A 15555-nucleotide genomic window follows, 5' to 3' on the forward strand; every position below is an offset into this window, starting at 1 on the left:
CTCTCGTAATCTGGGTCATGCTGGGCAAACGGGCCTGCCGTGCTGGCGGGGCCCGGACGACAAAGCGCCGCATGTCCGGCCATGCCGGACATGCGGCGCATGGTGGCCCTGATGGGGCCACTATTGCAACATAGCACTATTGCAAATAAATGTATATACGCGCAGCCAGCCGCTTGCCTACGTCAGGGCGCCCTCCCCCTGCGGCCTGGGCGCCGGTTCGGGATCCAGCGCGCCCAGCAGCGGTGGCAGCACGCAGCGCTGCAGCATGGCGCGGTGCGCCAGCGCGCGTTCCAGCAGCGCATGCGTTTCCTGGCGCAGCCGGTCGACCAGGGGATCGCGCCCGACGTCATCCTCCTCGCGCCCGGCACGCGCCGCCAGCGTGGCGCGCAAGCGTGCGCGCGCCGCATCGGCGCTGGCCTGGCCCGCTTGCAGCATGGCGGCTACTGGCGGACTGAACTGATTACCTTGCGCACCGCTCGCCAGGCTGGCCTGGCTGGCCAGATAGGCGGACAGGCGGCCCGACGTCCAGATCAGACTCAGCGTTTCAGACATGGCCGTCTCGGCCAGGCCCGCCAGCGCCATGAACTGGATCAGACGCGCCACGCTGCCATCGAGCGCCGCCAGTTCCGCTTTCGCATCGGCCGCGATGCGGCCGTTGTACTGCGCGATCCAGCGCTGCTGCACGGGCTGCATGGCACGCTGTATCTGCACCAGCAAGCTATTGCCGATGATCAACAACTGGCTGTCGACCACCTGCCCCGCCACCAGGCGCAGCTGGGCTACCGGCTGGCGCGCGCCGCGGAAGGACACCCACAGCGTGACTTGACCCGCGTCGCTGGTCAGCGACAGGTCGGCCACGCGCAAGGCGTGGGCCACGGCCAGCACGCGCTGCAGCTTGACGGCGCGCCAGCCCAGGCTCGGGCTGGTCAGGAAGCGCGACAGGCTCCCCAGGTGGCTGGCGCGCTCGGCCAACTGCGTTGCCGCAATACTCTCCACTTCCAGCTCCGTCAGATCGAGCACGGGAACGGCGTCGAACATCAAGCCATGCAGCAAGACGGCGTCGCCCAGCCGGCCCGGCGGCAGCCGCCATTCCTGGCTGCCCTGCACGGGAATGATGGCGCGGCAGCGGGCCGCGAGGCTGGCCAGCGCCTGCACGTAGTCATCGATCAAGGCATCGAGAAACGGTTGATTGTCGGCAAAGTCGCTGAGAAATCCGTGCAGCGTTTCCGAAGGCGCCACGATCAGTTCATCCAGGTCGGCAATCATGCCCTGCGGATGATCGGAAAACTGCATCAGCCGTTCGGACACCCAGAGCAAGCGGTTGGCCACCGTCTTGCCATAGGCGGCGGAAAAGTACACGCGCTGGCTGGCCTCCTCCGCCCCCGTACTGCGGCGCACATAAAAGTCATGGCAATCGCCGATGCGGTTGATGCTCGCCTGTCCCGCCTGGCGCGTCGCCACGCCGGCCGGCAGCGGCCAGGTTTGCAGCCAGCTGCTGTCGAGCGTGTCTTCGAGCCTGCGGCGCGACAAGCCCATCAGCTTGTTGCGCACGCCATTCACCAGGCGGTTGCGGTAGTCGGCCAGGCGCACGGGGTCGTCTGCCAGACGCGGGCCGTCGTCCGCCGCCGTCGGCGCATGCAGGCTTTCCGTCTCGGCATTGGCGATGGCGATGTCCATCGTCGCATAGTCATCCATCAGGCTGACGGTCATCATTTCTTGCAGGTAATGCAAGTCGCTGCCCAGCCTATCCTCGATCAGGTCGAAACGGCGCTCGACGCTGTCGAAGCCCCGCTGCATGGCCAGCAGCAGCTGGCCCGTGGCTTGCCGCGTCTCGGCGCGGCCGGCCGCGAAACCTTCGTCCATCTGCGCCGACAGTTCCGCCATCTGGCGCCCCAGTTCGCGGCCCAGGCCGTCGATCTTGTCTTCGATGCCGTCCAGGCGGTTGTAGATACCGGCCTGCATCGACGCCAGTTGCTGCGACATGGCGGCCAGGCTTTCCTGCAAGGCCTTGCCCACCTCTTCGATCTGCTTGCTCAAGGCCTTGTACATTTCTTCCATCGGGTCGGGCGGCGGACCGAAGATGGCGCACTGCACGATATTGAACGCGGCCATGCCGATGGAAAACATCATCGAGATGCTGCCACCCGTGCCGATCGACCCGAGTCCCTGCATGGCGCGCATCTGTTTCCAGCCATAGGCGATGGTGGCCACGGCGATGCCGATCTGCACGACGCGGTTGGCCCACGTCAATATGGTCTTGGCCACTTCGGCAAACTTGCCCGAAATCACGCCCTTGTCTTGCAGCCAGTCGAGTGCCGAGGCGCCGTAGTGGGCGATGCTGTCGGCCAGCAGCGCATAATCCTGCATCTTGCTGATCTTGCGCTGGGCCGCCTCCAGCTGTCCCTTGAGCTTGGCCTGCTGCTCCAGCTGGCGCAGGCGCTGCGGGTCCATGTCGCGCTTGCGACGCAGGCTGTCGACTTCGCCGATCGCCTTGCTGCGCGCGGCCACCGCCTCCTTTTCCACGCCGTCGAGCCGCGCATGCTCGTGTTCGAGCGCGTCGTCATACAGGTCGTCGGGCAAGCGCTGGTCTTCGCTCATGCCTGCGGGCAACTTGACGTCGATACCGGCCTTGCGCAGCTCGGCTGCCGACATGCTGAACGGCTTGTTCTCCAGGTCCCTGACCAGCTCGCGGCGCGCCCGCGTATTGCTCAGAGTCGCATCGGCCTGCGCCGCGTGGCGGGTCAGTTCGTCGATGCGCGCCGTGTACGGGCTTTTCAGCAGGCGCTCATCCTCCTGCGCCTGCAGCTTGCTGTCGACCAGCATATTGTTTTGCCACGTCTGCACCATGAATTTCATCTGCGTGGCGCGCACGCTCTGTTCCAGGCGCCGCCGCCGGCTTGCTTCCTCGTCGATGTCGGGCACGGCCGACGTGTCGGCCGCATCGAGCACGCGGCGCACGGGGGCATTGCTGCTGCGCGCGGGTAGCGGCGTGACGGCCTCCGTCTGTTCCGGCAGCGCCGTGGGGTCCTGCGCCAGATATGGCGGATCTTCCGCCCAGCTGAACCACTGTTGCGCATAGGCGTTCACGTCGCCTTGCGGTATCCACGGCGCGGGCGCGCGCAGGGCCAGCAATGCAGCTGCGGCGGGCACGGCCAGGGCGGCGCCCTGCTGCGTCGTGCAAGACCACAGCAGCAATTGCTGCATGGCCAGGCCGGCCATGGCCGGGCCGCCGGAAAATTCACCCAGGGCCGTGTACGGGTCCTGCACCGCCGCCAGGTCGGACGCGACCAGCCGGCCCGCGTCCAGTTCCTGCTGGTGATACGCGCGCACGGCCGCCCCCATGCCGCCGATCAGCGCATCGGCAGCCGCGCCCATGGGCGCGGCCATCCACGGCGCCATGTCCAGCAAGGCCGTCACCGCGTTCGGCAAGGCCCGTTCGGCAAGATCGGTGCGCAGCACTGGATCGTCCCAGCCGTTCGGCGTCAGGGCGTCGCGCCCGGCCTGCATCAGCATGCGATAGTGGGCCGGCGCGCGCTGGGCCAGGGTCGCCTGCGGTTCACCGGCGGGCGCCGGCCAGCCCAGCTCCACCAGCGCGGCGTAATGCAGCAGCGCCTGCTCGTAGACGGCCGGTTCGCTGACGACGCGGTAGGCGTCCGGGCGCTTGGGCCGCGCGGCGGCGGCCACCAGCTGGCGGCATTCCTGGCGGCGCCACGGCCGCACCTTGTCCGCCGCCGTCCAGATGGCGTCGATGGCGGCGATGAAGGCGTCGGGGTCGGCATGGCGCTGGCCCAGCAACTGCGCCAGCACCTGCCGTAAATCCTCGCCCACGCCCTCGGCCTGCTTGCAATCGTCGGCCCGGGCGCCGTCGGGCACCAGTAAATGCATCAGGCAGGTGTCGCCCTCCCCGCGCGCCGCCGCCAGCAAGGCCTCGTCGATGGCGTAATCCTGCACCAGGTGCTGCACTTGCCGCGCCGTTTCCGGCAGCACGGGCGCCAGCGCCGTGGCGATCAGGGTGGCGATGCGCGGATTGTCGCTCAGGAAGGCCGCCGTCGCGGGCGCGATCGGTGCGCCCGCCAGCGGCAGGTTGGGCAACAGGTAGGGCGTGCTGGCCAGCAGTTCCGGCGGCAGCAAGGCGGCCAGCACGGGTTCGTTCAGCAAGGCGCTCGTGCGCTCGGCGTTGCCGCCGCTCCACAAGGGCGCGCCGGCCGCGGTCAACTGGGGCAAAATGGCGCAGTGCTGCGCGCGCAAGGCCGTTTCGACGAGGCTCTCCTGCGCGCCGCTGGCCGCATCGGCGGCCTGCAGCTCGGGCGGCGCGCCTTCCGCCAGCGCTTGCGCCATGCCGGCCTGGTTGCCGGCGGCGGCCAGATGATGCAGCCAGGAACGGCCATCGTCCGCATCGCGCCAATTCCAGCTGGGCTGGAGGACGGCCTGCGCGCGGGGCCAGCCGCGCGCCGCCAGGTAGCGCAGTTCGCGGCCCTTGGCGATCACCACGTCGCCATTGTCCAGCACGGCGGCCGCGTCGGCCGAGCGGCTTGAACTGAGGCGCTGCAGCATCACGTAGCCGGTGCCGCGCCGGCCCCAGAACATGTAGGCGCCGTCGCTAATGCTGAGAAAGCCGCCCTGCGGCAGCGGCAGCAGCGCGCGTCCGGCTTGCTCGCCGTCGCTGAGCGCGGCCCAGGTGGCCGCCTGCGGCCGTTCCGGCTGCAGCGCCGCCGGGCCATAGGCCTGATAATTGCCATTTGCCGTCAGGGCCGCCACGGCGCCGTCGGACAAGGCGCTCAAGAAGGCGATGGCGCCCCAGTCTTCCTTGCCGGAACGGGGCACGGCCGCCTGCAAGGCCAGCTTGCCGCCATCGATCTTCCACAAGGCCACCGATGGCAGCTCGGCGCTGCGCGCGCCGCCGCTCAGCAGCAAGCCGCCTGGCAGCGCGACGAGCGCGCTGGCCGCCAGCGCCATGGGCGGCGACACCTGCCATGCCTGCTCGCGCAGGGCCGGTGCGGTGACGGTGCGCAGCGCCGCGCCATCGAAGTACAGCGCCTGTTCGCCCCAGCCGGCCAGCAAGCTGCCCGCCTGCGGCGCCAGCCCGGCGGCGATGCGCTGCACCGGCGCCGGGTCGTCTTGCGCATCGATGCGCGCCAGGTCGCCATTTTGCTGCAATGCAAGCAGGCGGCCCGAAGGTAGCGCCAGCAGCGCAACCGCGGGCGCGGCCAGATGCCAGACGGCACGGGCTTCCCACTCCCACGGCGCAACGCCGCGGTTGGGCGCCATGATCTGCACCGCGCCGTCCGCCAGGGCCAGCGCCAGACGGCCGCCCGGCAGGGCCGCCATGGCCAGCACCGCGGCGCTCACCGCCATGTCGCGGCTTTCCAGCGGCGCGCCATAGTCGCGTCCCACGTTCCACAGGGGACGGGCGGGCAGCGCCGCGCCTTCCCTGGCCGCGCGCCGGTACAGGCTGGAATCGGGCAAGGCCAGCAGTTCAGGCTGCGCGGGCGGGCGTTCCTGGCGCAATTCGTCGCCGATGGCGCGCAGCACGGAGCGCGGATCGCTGGCCGGCAAGTCGCCCGACAAGTCCCAGGCCATGACGCCGCCCAGCGATTCCGTCTTGGCATAGCGGATCTTCTCGCGTATCGACGCGGGATCGTCATACGTCACGGAAATGGCTGGCATGCCATCGCGCGCCGGCACGTACAGGTAAGGCGCGCGCGCCTTCGGATGCAGGCCGGGCGCCACGAAATTGGGAAACTTGTCGGAACGGCTGCCCAGCTTCATCTGGCTGGCGATATGGCTGTACAGATAGGTGCCGGGCTGATCGGCGAACTGTCCCTCGGCGGGGCCGTCCGTGCGGCAATTGATGCCCAGGCGCGCGCCGGGATCGCGCTGGCCGCCCGCCTCCGGCACCACGTTCACGCCGCGCCCATAGATGGGCAGGCCCAGCGACAGCTGCTGGCGCGTAAAGCACAGGCGGTCGGCATAGCCGAGCATGGTGGCGAGCGTCTCGCGCACGCCACTCGGCTGTTCTCCCGCGCCCGCGTCGGACGCGGGCAGCATGGGCGCGTTGAAATCCGAATAGGCGAGCCAGGGACCGCCGTAGTCGTAGGTCATCATGTGGATGGTGTCGACCAGGCGTCCGATGGGGCGCCAGTAGCTGTCTGTGCCGGACGGCAATTCCCCGCTATCGATCACGCGGATCTTGGCCGCCGCGGCCGGCGAGGCGATGCCCAGGTAAATCTTGCGCCGCTCCGGATTCAAGCTGGCATTGGCCTCGGCGGCGCGCAGCGCCTCGAGGATGCGCACGTAGGCGGGCCCGTCGTCCTTGCCCGGATACTCCCAGTCGATCTCGATACCGTCAAAGCCCATCAGCACCACGGTGTGCACCATAGCGTTGGCAAAGCGCCGGGCTTTGTCCTGATCCCCGCCTATCATGGCGAACAGTTCCGCGGCAGGCTGAATCTTCTGCTGCAGCGCAGCGGCCAGCGCCAACTGGATGCGCACGCTGTCTGCCGGCGCATAGGCGGCGCGCGCGCCGGTGCCGTACGTCTCACTGCCGACCGCGCGCATGACATTTTCCCAGCGGCCATCGATGAAGGCGGGCAGGAAGCCCATCATCCAGGCAAAGCGGGTGGGCGTCGCGCAGGCCGGCATCACGCTGTCATTCACCTTCAGCGGCGCCCACAGGCGATAGTACATCTCGGCCCCTGCCAGCCCGTTCTTGACGCGGTACACGCTGAGCACGGCATCCTGGTTGAACGGCCCGGCGCGCGACGCCAATTCCTGCATCTCGGACAGGGTGGCGCAGTCGCACACCTCAAATTCCATCACTTTGGGCCAGCCGCCGACGATCAGGTGCACTTTCAGGTCGGGATTGAGCTGTTTCATGAATTGCAGCGACGACAGCTGCCAGTCGTCGCCCCATTGGTCGGAACTGGCGGGCGTGCCGTCCGGGTTGATGGTGAACATGCCATACGACAACTCGTTGATGTTCTGGAACGGCACGTCGCGGATGAAGACGTCGCGCTGGTAGCCGAAATAGTTCGCGTAATAGCCTAGCGAGCGGCGCGAGAAGGCGGCAGCCGTCACGAGGCTGCGGCAGGACTGGTCGATCACGCGGCTGCGCTTGTCGCCCATGCTGGCCTGCAGCAGATCGAGCGGCACGTCCAGCCAGTCGCTGCCGCCGTCTAACTGGACGCGGATCGATGGCAGGCGCGTCAGGCCATGCAGCGAGGAACGGCAGACCAGGTATTTGAAACTGCTGACGTACGACAAGTCGCGGCCCAGGTTGGCCGGGATGACGGCCGGCTTGCGCGGGTACTTGACCTGATACACATATTCCGGCTTGCAGCCAAGTGCAAGCTCGACCTGCTCGTACTGGCCGACGCTGACGACCGCCATCATGCCGCTCTCGCCGCCGCAGATGGCGCGCGAGTACTGTGCCGCGTGCGCCTCCGACGCCGCGAGCGCCCCCCAAGGCGCGAAGTAGACATCCGTGGCGGCCAGCGCCTGATCGGCGAACGAGCCCTCATGCTTTTGCATCTCCTCCAGGAAAATCTCTTCCTTTCGTTGTTGCCGGTCCTTCTCTTCCACCTTTTCCTCGTCGACAATGGCATCGAGGCCCTTGTGGCCCACAGCCGTGCCGATGGCAATATTCAGGGTGATTTCCAGGCTGGAAATGTAGATATCCTGCTCGCTGGCGTTCAGCAACACGATGGTATCGACCCCGTTGCGCTTGTGGAACTGCCATTTCAATCCGTATTCCGCAGTAGACTTTTTCATCTCGGCTCCGTGTCCAGGGAGATTAAGGAAATGAGAGTCTAGTCCAGAAGAAATATTTATAACTGAGCAAAACTTACATGGACAGCCTAGCCCTCCTCCGTCCAGACATCCTCATAGCCTTCCCGGTCGAGGATGAACCTGGCGCCGCTGGGCAAGGCCAGGTAATCTAGCACTTGCGGCAACATCTCGTGCAGGTGTTCGGCATGCAGGGGCTGGTAAAAGTCCGGGGCGTCGTCGTGCTCGCCGCAATGGATGAACCAGCTGATGGTGCCGTTGTCCGGCAGCACGATGCGCGTGCCGTAGATCGGTGACTGCGCCAGGCTGCCGATGGCCAGGGCCACCATGGGCTCGGGCGCCTGGGCGGGCAAGCCGAATTTGTCGCAGATGCGCCGCTGTGTTTCGCTGATGCGTTCAGTCATGGTGTTTTCAGGATCCGATGTAGTGGTAATGCAGGCGCGGCGCGCCGTCGTGGCCGGATATTTCCAGGTGCAGGATCGCCTCGCCAGGCTTGCCATCGGCCAGCAGCAGGCATTCCAGGCCCAGCGCTCCGGCGTCGGTGGCATACACGTCGACGGCCGGTCGGCCGCCCTTGCCCGGCACAAAGGCCTGCGCCAGCGGCGCCAGGGACAATACCTGGTGCGCCGCAAAATAGCTGTCGAGCATTTCGATGGCCTCCCCGGCCACGGCCGGCGACAAGGCCCAGTCGCGTTGCAGCGCAACAGGATCGCGCCGGTCCAGCGTTTGCACGAAGGCCGCGGCCAGCGCATGCGCCTGTTGCCGCAAGCTGTCGGTGACTGCCAATTCCATACGGTGACTCCTGCCTTGTCGATTCAACAGGCGCCATTATAGTGCGTGGCCGCGGGCAATGGCGATCCGCTTGCCACCAATAATCAAGCAAGGTGCCATCATTTAAATCGGCAATCTTCATTTATCGCACTGCAATAATAGGAGCGACCTGCGTGATATTTGGTGAGTATTGTGTTCAGATAATCGAGAATGCCATTCAATTCAAGTTGACGCCTATTTATTCCAGCGCTAATATCGAATGGCCATATACCATGGCATACAGCGCAAGCAGTACTTAACCATCACAAGAGGATAGTACAATGCAAAATCAAACCAAATTGTTCGCATTCAAACTGGCTGAAAAAAAGGTACAAAAACAGGAGGCGCCCGCCACCGCATGGAAAGTGCGCGACGGCGTCGCCGTTGCCGGCTGCACCGCGGTCGGCAGCGACGACCAGTATCGCGACTCTTCGCGCCTCAAGCCGAACGACAGCGGCCAGTATTGCTAATCTTCGCCGCATCATAAAGCCCCGCCCGCGGGGCTGCCATTTACTCCCTGATATTCACACTGGCGCCAATGGCGGCGCGGCTTTTCTGCGCGCAATGAATAACTTCATTTCATCAACGTCAATTGGCGATTCCATTTTTAAATAAGAAATTATTCAAGCAAATCGGAATACAACCATTAACCGAGGATATTTTCATGTGCGAGAAAGAGGAAACCAAGCTGTTCGCATTCAAACTGGCGGAAAAGAAAGTACAGGAAAAGCCAGCGCGTCCTGCGCCCTGGAAGGTGCGCGACGGCGTCGCTGTGGCCGGCTGCACGGCTGTCGACAGCGAAGAGCAATACCGCTATTCGCGTATCGGTTCGAGTGACGGTGGAGCGTTCTGCTGATACGTTCGTCAACTGAAAGCCTTGCCATGGCAAGGCTTTTTCATCAGTCTTTTCATCTTCCCTTGCCGCAGGCCCCATCCATGCACAAAAAGGTTTTGATTATCAGCCATAGCGGCGACCTGCACGCCGACCTGGTCGAATCCATCCTCGCCGCCCGCGGCCATGCCCCCTTCCGCATCGATCTCGACGCCTTTCCTCGCGATTACCAGCTGTCCCAGCAACTGCAGGACGGCCGCGCCAGCGCCCGCCTGCGCCACTTGCCAGATGGAGACTGGCTTGACTTGCAGCAAGTGGGCGCCGTCTGGCTGCGCAAGCCGGCCGACTATGCCTACGCCAGCGCCGAGCTGTCCCCACAGGAGCGCGCCTATGCCCAGCTGGAAACGGAGCAAGCCATCTTCAGCGTGCTGTACGGACTCGATTGCTACTGGCTCAGCCATCCGCTGGCCTTGCGTGGCGCCCAATGGAAAGGCGAACAGCTTGCACGGGCCGCGCGCATGGGCTTTCGCGTGCCCGCCACCGTGATTACGAACGTGCCCGGCGACGTGCGCGCCTTCCGCGCCGCCATCAAAGGACCCATCATTTTCAAGAGCATGTCCACGCCCAGCCTGGCCGCCGAAGCGGTCGAGGATGCCGACAGGATCAGCGCCGGCATCGGCACCACCATCGTCGACGAGGCCATGCTGGACAGCCTGGACGCCGTCGCCGAACTGAGCTGCCAGTTCCAGGAATATATCGCCAAGCAATACGAACTGCGGATCACCGTGATCGGCAAGCGCCTGTTCGCCGCGCGCCTGTATTCCCAGGACGATGCCCGCACGGCCGTCGATTCGCGCGACATGTCAGCCCCCATCCGCTATGAAGCAGCCACCTTGCCGGCAGACGTACACCAGCGCTGCCTCGCTTTCGTGCACAGCTATGGCCTCGAATATGGCGCGCTGGACCTGATCGTCACGCCCGAGGGCGAATATGTTTTCCTGGAAAACAATCCTGTGGGTCAATTCTTGTACGTACAACAACTGGTGCCCGCCCTGCCCCTGCTGGAAAGCGTGGCCGATACCCTGATTGAAGGAGCGCTATGCCGCAACCAGACCTGAGCGTGATTTCCCTCCATCTGCGCGAACTGGAGCAGGCGCGCGACAGCCGAGCCATCGTCCTGGCCGCCTCACACCTGGACATGGAGCTGCTGCCCGCCTTGTACGAGCTGTGCCAGGGCCTCGGCCCCGTGGCGCGTCTCGACGTGGTGCTGCACGGACGCGGCGGCATCGTCAATGCGGCGCGCCGCATCGCCCTTCTGCTGCGCCAGCATGCGCGCCACCTGAGTTTTATCGTGCCCTTCCACTGCGAATCGGCCGCCACCCTGCTGGCCCTGGGCGCGGATGAGATCGTCGCCGGCGACCTTGCTCTGTTCTCGCCCATCGACCCGCAGCTCGACGGCGTTGATGGCGGCGCCATTTCCAGCCTCGACATCAAGGTGTTCGGCGACATGGCGCAGCAGTGGTTCGGCGTGGATGCGGCCGAAGCGCGCCAGCAATCGCTGTCCCTGTTGTGCGGCAGCATCTTTCCCCCTTCCCTGACGGCCTTTTACCGCACCACCCTGGAACTGGAGCAGATCGGCGAGGAGTTGCTGGCCTGGCAATTGCCAGACGCGACACCCGAGGCGCGGCGCGCCATCGTCACCCGACTGGTGACTGGCTATCACTCGCATAACTATGCCTTGACGCGCGAAGAGCTGGCGCAGCTGGGCTTGAACATGGCGCGCGACGCCCACGCCGAACGGCTGGGTTGGGTCATTTCGACGCAATTGCAGGCCAGCATAGGCGGCGCCCTGCGCAACGCGCCGGACGAGCCGTGGAACGATGCCCTGCTGGCCACGCGCGACGGTGTGCAACTGCGGCGCCAGCGTCCGGGCGGCTACGCGCCCGTGTGGGGCACACAATGCTGACCCCGCTTTTGGGCCCGTCCTTGGCCGCCTTACTGGCCGATACCGCGCGCTACTGCATCGCCTTGCTGCTGCTGGCGGCCAGCGTGGGCAAGCTGCGCGGCTACAGCGACTTTCGCGGCAACCTGGCCACCTCGTTCGGCGTGCCGCCCGCCGCCGCCAGCCTGGCCGCGCCGGCCCTGGTGATGGCTGAATTACTGCTTTCCGGCTGGCTGCTGGCGGGCGGTATCCACATACCCATGCTGCTGTCGCTCTTGCTGTTGACTACCCTCACCGCCATCCTGGCCTGGCGGTATTTCACGCACAGCGTGGTGCGCTGCAGCTGCTTCGGCGAAGCGGCGCGGCCCGTGTCGCGGTACGACTTGCTGCGCAACATGCTGGTGGTCGGCATCAACGGCGCTTACTTTGCGCTGGAGCAAGAAACGACCTTGCCCGTCGCCGGCACGGCATTGGCAGCCGGACTGGCGGCCATCGTCTGCGTGGCCACGATTTCCCTGCACGACATCGCCACCCTGGCCAAGGCCTACTGATGGATGCCACCACCTTGCAATGGGTACTGGCGGCCCTGGCGTTTGCCCTCGCCGGCAATATCTGGCTCAGCCTGGCCGTGCTGCGCGCCAGCCGCCGCGAACGCATCGCGCCCACGGCACTGGAGCCGGGCCAGCCCCTGCCGGCCGTGTACGCCCGTCCGCTGGCTGGCGGCGCTCGTTTCCAGCCGGGCGCCAGCGGCCAGGCGGCCGTGCTGCTGTTCCTGGCCAGCCGCTGCCCGAAATGCGAGGAAAAGCTGGCAGGCATCGAACGGCTGCTGCCGCTGGCGCGCGACGCTGGCCTGGCCCTGTGGCTGCTCAGCGAAGAGCCGGCCCGCCGGCTGCTCGCCTTCTTGCCAGGCAAGCAGTTGCGGGCGGCCACAGCGCGACTTGCGCTGCGCGACTACCGGCGCGTGAATCCTCTGATGAGCTCGCCATCTTATGTCTTTGTCAATTACCAGGGGCAAGTTGAAGCAGCCGGCCTGATCGGCGACGACGACTGGCTGGCCCTCGTGGGACAATTGCACGCCGAACCGTCGCAGGAGCGCGCCGCATGAGCCATCTGAACGTCGGCCCCCACCTGGAACGGCTGCGCCTGCTGTATCCCGTGCGCTGGCGCATCGCCGCCGGCTTGCTGTGCATGGCACTCACTGTGGGCGCGCAGCTGGCCTTTCCGCAAGCCATCGCGTATTTCATCGACAACGTGGCGGCACTGACGCGGCGCGGCGTCACGCCGGGCATGGCCGCCGCCATGCTGGGCTTCAGCCTGCTGTATGCGCTGGCCTCGGCCGCGCGCTTCTACCTGCTGCAATCGGGCGGCCACATCATCGTCATGGGGGTGCGCCGGCGCCTGTTCGACGTGGTGATCAACCAGCCCATCGCTTTTTTCGACAAGCACCATGGCGGCGAGCTGAACAGCAGGCTCACCTCGGACGTGTCGGCCCTGCATGAAAGCCTGACCATCGGCGCGGCCAATGCCCTGCGCTCGCTGTGCGTCTTTTTGGGCGGCATCGCCATGCTGTTGCAGCTGTCGCCCATGCTGAGCCTGCCGCTGGCCCTGTTCATACCCGTCAGCCTGTATCTCGGTAAATTATCAGGCAGCAATTACCGGCTGCGCGCGCGGGCCATTTCGACCACCCTGGCCGCCAGCGGCAAGGTGGCGCAGGAATACTTTGCCCATGCGCGCCTGGTGCAGGCGTTCAACCAGCAAGGCGGCGCCATGACCCGCTACGCGCAAGCCATGCGGCAACTGCTGGGCGTATCGCTGGCCGGCACGCGGCTGCTGGCCGTGTTCCAGGGCGCGCAGGGCTTGCTGGCCTTCGTGGCCCTGCTGACCACGCTGTGCTTCGGCGCCCACCTGATCGGCCAGGGCCGCCTGAGCGTGGGCGAGCTGACGGCCTTCGTCATCTATGCCAGCATGGTGACGGACACCGCCGGCTCCATCAGCGAATTCTGGAACACGTGGATGCGCACCATGGGCTCGACCGATCGCATCTTCGAGATCCTGCGCAGCCACCGTCCCGTGTCCGAGGCGGCGCCGCAGCCGCCGCTGGCTGGCCATATCGCGCTGCGCGACGTGCGTTTTTCGTATCCCGAGCGCACGCAGGTCACGGCCCTCGACGGCGTCAGCCTTTCCATACGCGCGGGCGAAAAAATCGCCCTCGTCGGCGCCTCGGGCGCGGGCAAGTCCACCATCGCCAGCCTGGTGCTCGGCCACTATCAGATTGACGCGGGCAGTCTGCAATTCGACGGCGTCGATGCGCACGTGCTGGGCGTGACCCAGCTGCGCCGCCAGATGGCCGTGGTGGAACAGGAACCGGCCCTGTTTTCAGGCAGCATCGCCGACAATATCGCCTTTGCCGTGCCGGACCGCCAGGTGACGCGCGACGAGATGCTGGCGGCGGCGTGCCTGGCGCACGCCCACGATTTCATCACGGCCTTTCCGGACGGCTACGAGACCCTGGTGGGCGAACGGGGCGTGCAATTGTCCGGTGGGCAAAAGCAGCGCATCGCGATTGCCCGCGCCATCCTGCGCGCGCCGAAAATCCTCATCCTGGATGAAGCCACCAGCGCGCTCGACGCCGCCAGCGAACAGCAGGTGCAGCAAGCCCTCGATACCCTGATGCAAGGACGCACCACCATCATCATCGCCCACCGTTTTTCCACCATCGTCAAAGCGGACCGCATCATCGTCATGGACAAAGGCAGGATATGCCAGCAAGGCACGCACGCCGAACTGCTGCGCGCGGGCGGCCAGTATGCGCGGTTGATGCAGCAGCAACTGTCGCAATTCCAGCAGTTGCATGCTAGCGCGGCAACGCTGTAAAGTAAGACACGATGAAAAAAACCTACCATGGCAGTTGCCACTGCGGCGCCGTGCGCTTCGCGGCCGAGATCGATCTGGCGGCGCCCAGCCTGCGCTGCAACTGTTCCTACTGCCTGAAGATTCGCTGCTGGGCCAGCCTGGTGCCGCCCTCGGCCTTCCGCCTGCTGGCCGGCGAGGCGGACTTGAGCGAGTACCGTTTCGGCGCCGGCCGCGAGCGCCACTATTTTTGCCGTCATTGCGGCGTGCGGCCGTTCGGCCACGGCGATTCCGCCCGCAGCGGTCCGTTTGTCGGCATCGGCGTCAGCTGTCTCGACGATGCCTCGATCGCCGAACTGGCCCAGGCGCCCATCACCTTTGTCGACGGCAGGCATGACGAGTGGGACACGCCGCCGCAGGAAACGCGGCATCTGTAACTCATGCAATGTGGAAATGGTTGTCATCCGCCGCGGAGTTTTCCTACGTGGCGACAGGTGGTGCCCCGATGGTTACAGCCGACGCAGGCAGGGAGAATGGTTGCAACGGTGCTGCATGGCGCCGGAGCTCGGGCAGGAACATCCGTGATGCCAATTGTGGCCGGATGACGACGCAGACTAACCATAGGGGGGTGACCATGACTTCCAACAGCAACGACAAGACCGGCCGCCAATCGGGCAGCCAGCAGGCGGACAAACAGTCCGGCAGCCGCCAATCGTCGGGCGGCACCCAGGGTGGCACGCACGAGCAGCATGTCGAGGCAGGCCGCCAGAGCCACAAGAATGACGGCGACAGGCAATCGGGCTCGCAGCAGTCTGGCCAACAATCGGGGCAGCAATCGGGTTCCGGCTCCGGCATGCGGGGCGGCACGCATGAGCAGCACGTGGAAGCGGGACGTCAAAGCCACAAGAATGATGACAAGTCCTGATTACCGGCCGTGTGATTCCCGGTAACCCAGCCGGTAATCCACGGCAGCATGGACCCGTCATTGCGCGCCCCGCATGACCAGGGCGCGCGAAAGGCCGTTGTCTGGATCGGCATTCTGGGCGATAATGTGGGCCATGAACGATACCACTACCTTACCCCCATTGCCCGATCGCCTGTCGATCGACCCGAGCAGCCCTTACCACGTCGCAGCCGTGTTCGAGAACGACGTCGGCATCCGCTTCAACGACAAGGAACGCCTTGACGTGGAAGAATATTGCATCAGCGAACGCTGGATCAAGGTCGCTTCGACCAAGTCCCTGGACCGCCGCGGCCGTCCGCTGCAGATCAAGCTGAAGGGCAAAGTCGAAGCGTTTTACCGCTAAGCAACACCTGCAGTGCTCATCGAGGCCGA

At 65.7% G+C, this 15555-nt stretch carries 13 protein-coding genes; 10 read left to right on the forward strand and 3 right to left on the reverse strand.

Annotated elements, in window-relative coordinates:
- Window positions 1–177: 177 nt before the first annotated feature.
- From J0O65_RS02960 to J0O65_RS02970, 3 genes are all read right to left on the reverse strand, one after another.
- Window positions 178–7770 (reverse strand): glycoside hydrolase family 18 protein, encoded by a 7593-nt coding sequence (locus tag J0O65_RS02960; protein WP_215403990.1) that lies wholly within the window; start codon window positions 7768–7770, stop codon window positions 178–180.
- Between the two features lie 86 nt (window positions 7771–7856).
- Window positions 7857–8189 (reverse strand): immunity protein Imm33 domain-containing protein, encoded by a 333-nt coding sequence (locus tag J0O65_RS02965; RefSeq protein WP_215403991.1) that lies wholly within the window; start codon window positions 8187–8189, stop codon window positions 7857–7859.
- A gap of 7 nt (window positions 8190–8196) precedes the next feature.
- On the reverse strand, window positions 8197–8577 hold the full coding sequence (locus tag J0O65_RS02970; protein ID WP_215403992.1) for a hypothetical protein: 381 nt from the start codon (window positions 8575–8577) through the stop codon (window positions 8197–8199).
- A gap of 299 nt (window positions 8578–8876) precedes the next feature.
- Between J0O65_RS02970 and J0O65_RS02975 the strand changes: the two genes are divergently transcribed.
- The 10 genes from J0O65_RS02975 to J0O65_RS03020 all read left to right on the forward strand — a co-directional run bounded on the left by J0O65_RS02975 (window position 8877) and on the right by J0O65_RS03020 (window position 15526).
- On the forward strand, window positions 8877–9065 hold the full coding sequence (locus J0O65_RS02975) for a hypothetical protein (RefSeq protein WP_215403993.1): 189 nt from the start codon (window positions 8877–8879) through the stop codon (window positions 9063–9065).
- A 122-nt stretch (window positions 9066–9187) separates the two neighbouring features.
- On the forward strand, window positions 9188–9451 hold the full coding sequence (locus tag J0O65_RS02980) for a hypothetical protein (RefSeq protein ID WP_251373347.1): 264 nt from the start codon (window positions 9188–9190) through the stop codon (window positions 9449–9451).
- Between the two features lie 80 nt (window positions 9452–9531).
- Window positions 9532–10545, forward strand: coding sequence for an ATP-grasp domain-containing protein (locus J0O65_RS02985; protein WP_215403994.1), 1014 nt, complete (start codon window positions 9532–9534; stop codon window positions 10543–10545).
- Window positions 10527–11393 (forward strand): SDH family Clp fold serine proteinase, encoded by an 867-nt coding sequence (locus J0O65_RS02990; RefSeq protein ID WP_215403995.1) that lies wholly within the window; start codon window positions 10527–10529, stop codon window positions 11391–11393. The genes J0O65_RS02985 and J0O65_RS02990 overlap by 19 nt, the downstream gene beginning before the upstream one ends.
- A complete protein-coding gene (locus J0O65_RS02995) occupies window positions 11387–11920 on the forward strand; it encodes a MauE/DoxX family redox-associated membrane protein (protein ID WP_215403996.1) in 534 nt (177 codons plus the stop codon). The genes J0O65_RS02990 and J0O65_RS02995 overlap by 7 nt, the downstream gene beginning before the upstream one ends.
- The gene (locus J0O65_RS03000; protein ID WP_215403998.1) at window positions 11920–12474 is read left to right on the forward strand and encodes a hypothetical protein; all 555 of its coding nucleotides are present in this window, start codon (window positions 11920–11922) and stop codon (window positions 12472–12474) included. Before J0O65_RS02995 ends, J0O65_RS03000 begins: the two co-directional genes overlap by 1 nt.
- Window positions 12471–14243, forward strand: coding sequence for an ABC transporter ATP-binding protein (locus J0O65_RS03005; RefSeq protein ID WP_215404000.1), 1773 nt, complete (start codon window positions 12471–12473; stop codon window positions 14241–14243). The genes J0O65_RS03000 and J0O65_RS03005 overlap by 4 nt, the downstream gene beginning before the upstream one ends.
- An 11-nt stretch (window positions 14244–14254) precedes the next feature.
- A complete protein-coding gene (locus J0O65_RS03010; RefSeq protein WP_215404002.1) occupies window positions 14255–14656 on the forward strand; it encodes a GFA family protein in 402 nt (133 codons plus the stop codon).
- A gap of 197 nt (window positions 14657–14853) precedes the next feature.
- Window positions 14854–15144: a hypothetical protein gene (locus J0O65_RS03015; protein ID WP_215404004.1), complete on the forward strand. Its 291-nt coding sequence runs from the start codon at window positions 14854–14856 to the stop codon at window positions 15142–15144.
- Between the two features lie 133 nt (window positions 15145–15277).
- Window positions 15278–15526, forward strand: coding sequence for a DUF3297 family protein (locus tag J0O65_RS03020; protein WP_010398340.1), 249 nt, complete (start codon window positions 15278–15280; stop codon window positions 15524–15526).
- Window positions 15527–15555: the final 29 nt, after the last annotated feature.

Source organism: Janthinobacterium sp. JC611 (assembly GCF_018682595.1).
GTDB lineage: Bacteria > Pseudomonadota > Gammaproteobacteria > Burkholderiales > Burkholderiaceae_D > Janthinobacterium.

Coding starts and splice junctions, on each gene's coding strand:
- J0O65_RS03015 (WP_215404004.1), top strand. CDS start 14,854: ATGACTTCCAACAGCAACGACAAGACCGGCCGCCAATCGGGCAGCCAG.
- J0O65_RS02995 (WP_215403996.1), top strand. CDS start 11,387: ATGCTGACCCCGCTTTTGGGCCCGTCCTTGGCCGCCTTACTGGCCGAT.
- J0O65_RS03000 (WP_215403998.1), top strand. CDS start 11,920: ATGGATGCCACCACCTTGCAATGGGTACTGGCGGCCCTGGCGTTTGCC.
- J0O65_RS03005 (WP_215404000.1), top strand. CDS start 12,471: ATGAGCCATCTGAACGTCGGCCCCCACCTGGAACGGCTGCGCCTGCTG.
- J0O65_RS02970 (WP_215403992.1), bottom strand. CDS start 8,577: ATGGAATTGGCAGTCACCGACAGCTTGCGGCAACAGGCGCATGCGCTG.
- J0O65_RS03020 (WP_010398340.1), top strand. CDS start 15,278: ATGAACGATACCACTACCTTACCCCCATTGCCCGATCGCCTGTCGATC.
- J0O65_RS02985 (WP_215403994.1), top strand. CDS start 9,532: ATGCACAAAAAGGTTTTGATTATCAGCCATAGCGGCGACCTGCACGCC.
- J0O65_RS02960 (WP_215403990.1), bottom strand. CDS start 7,770: ATGAAAAAGTCTACTGCGGAATACGGATTGAAATGGCAGTTCCACAAG.
- J0O65_RS02990 (WP_215403995.1), top strand. CDS start 10,527: ATGCCGCAACCAGACCTGAGCGTGATTTCCCTCCATCTGCGCGAACTG.
- J0O65_RS03010 (WP_215404002.1), top strand. CDS start 14,255: ATGAAAAAAACCTACCATGGCAGTTGCCACTGCGGCGCCGTGCGCTTC.
- J0O65_RS02975 (WP_215403993.1), top strand. CDS start 8,877: ATGCAAAATCAAACCAAATTGTTCGCATTCAAACTGGCTGAAAAAAAG.
- J0O65_RS02965 (WP_215403991.1), bottom strand. CDS start 8,189: ATGACTGAACGCATCAGCGAAACACAGCGGCGCATCTGCGACAAATTC.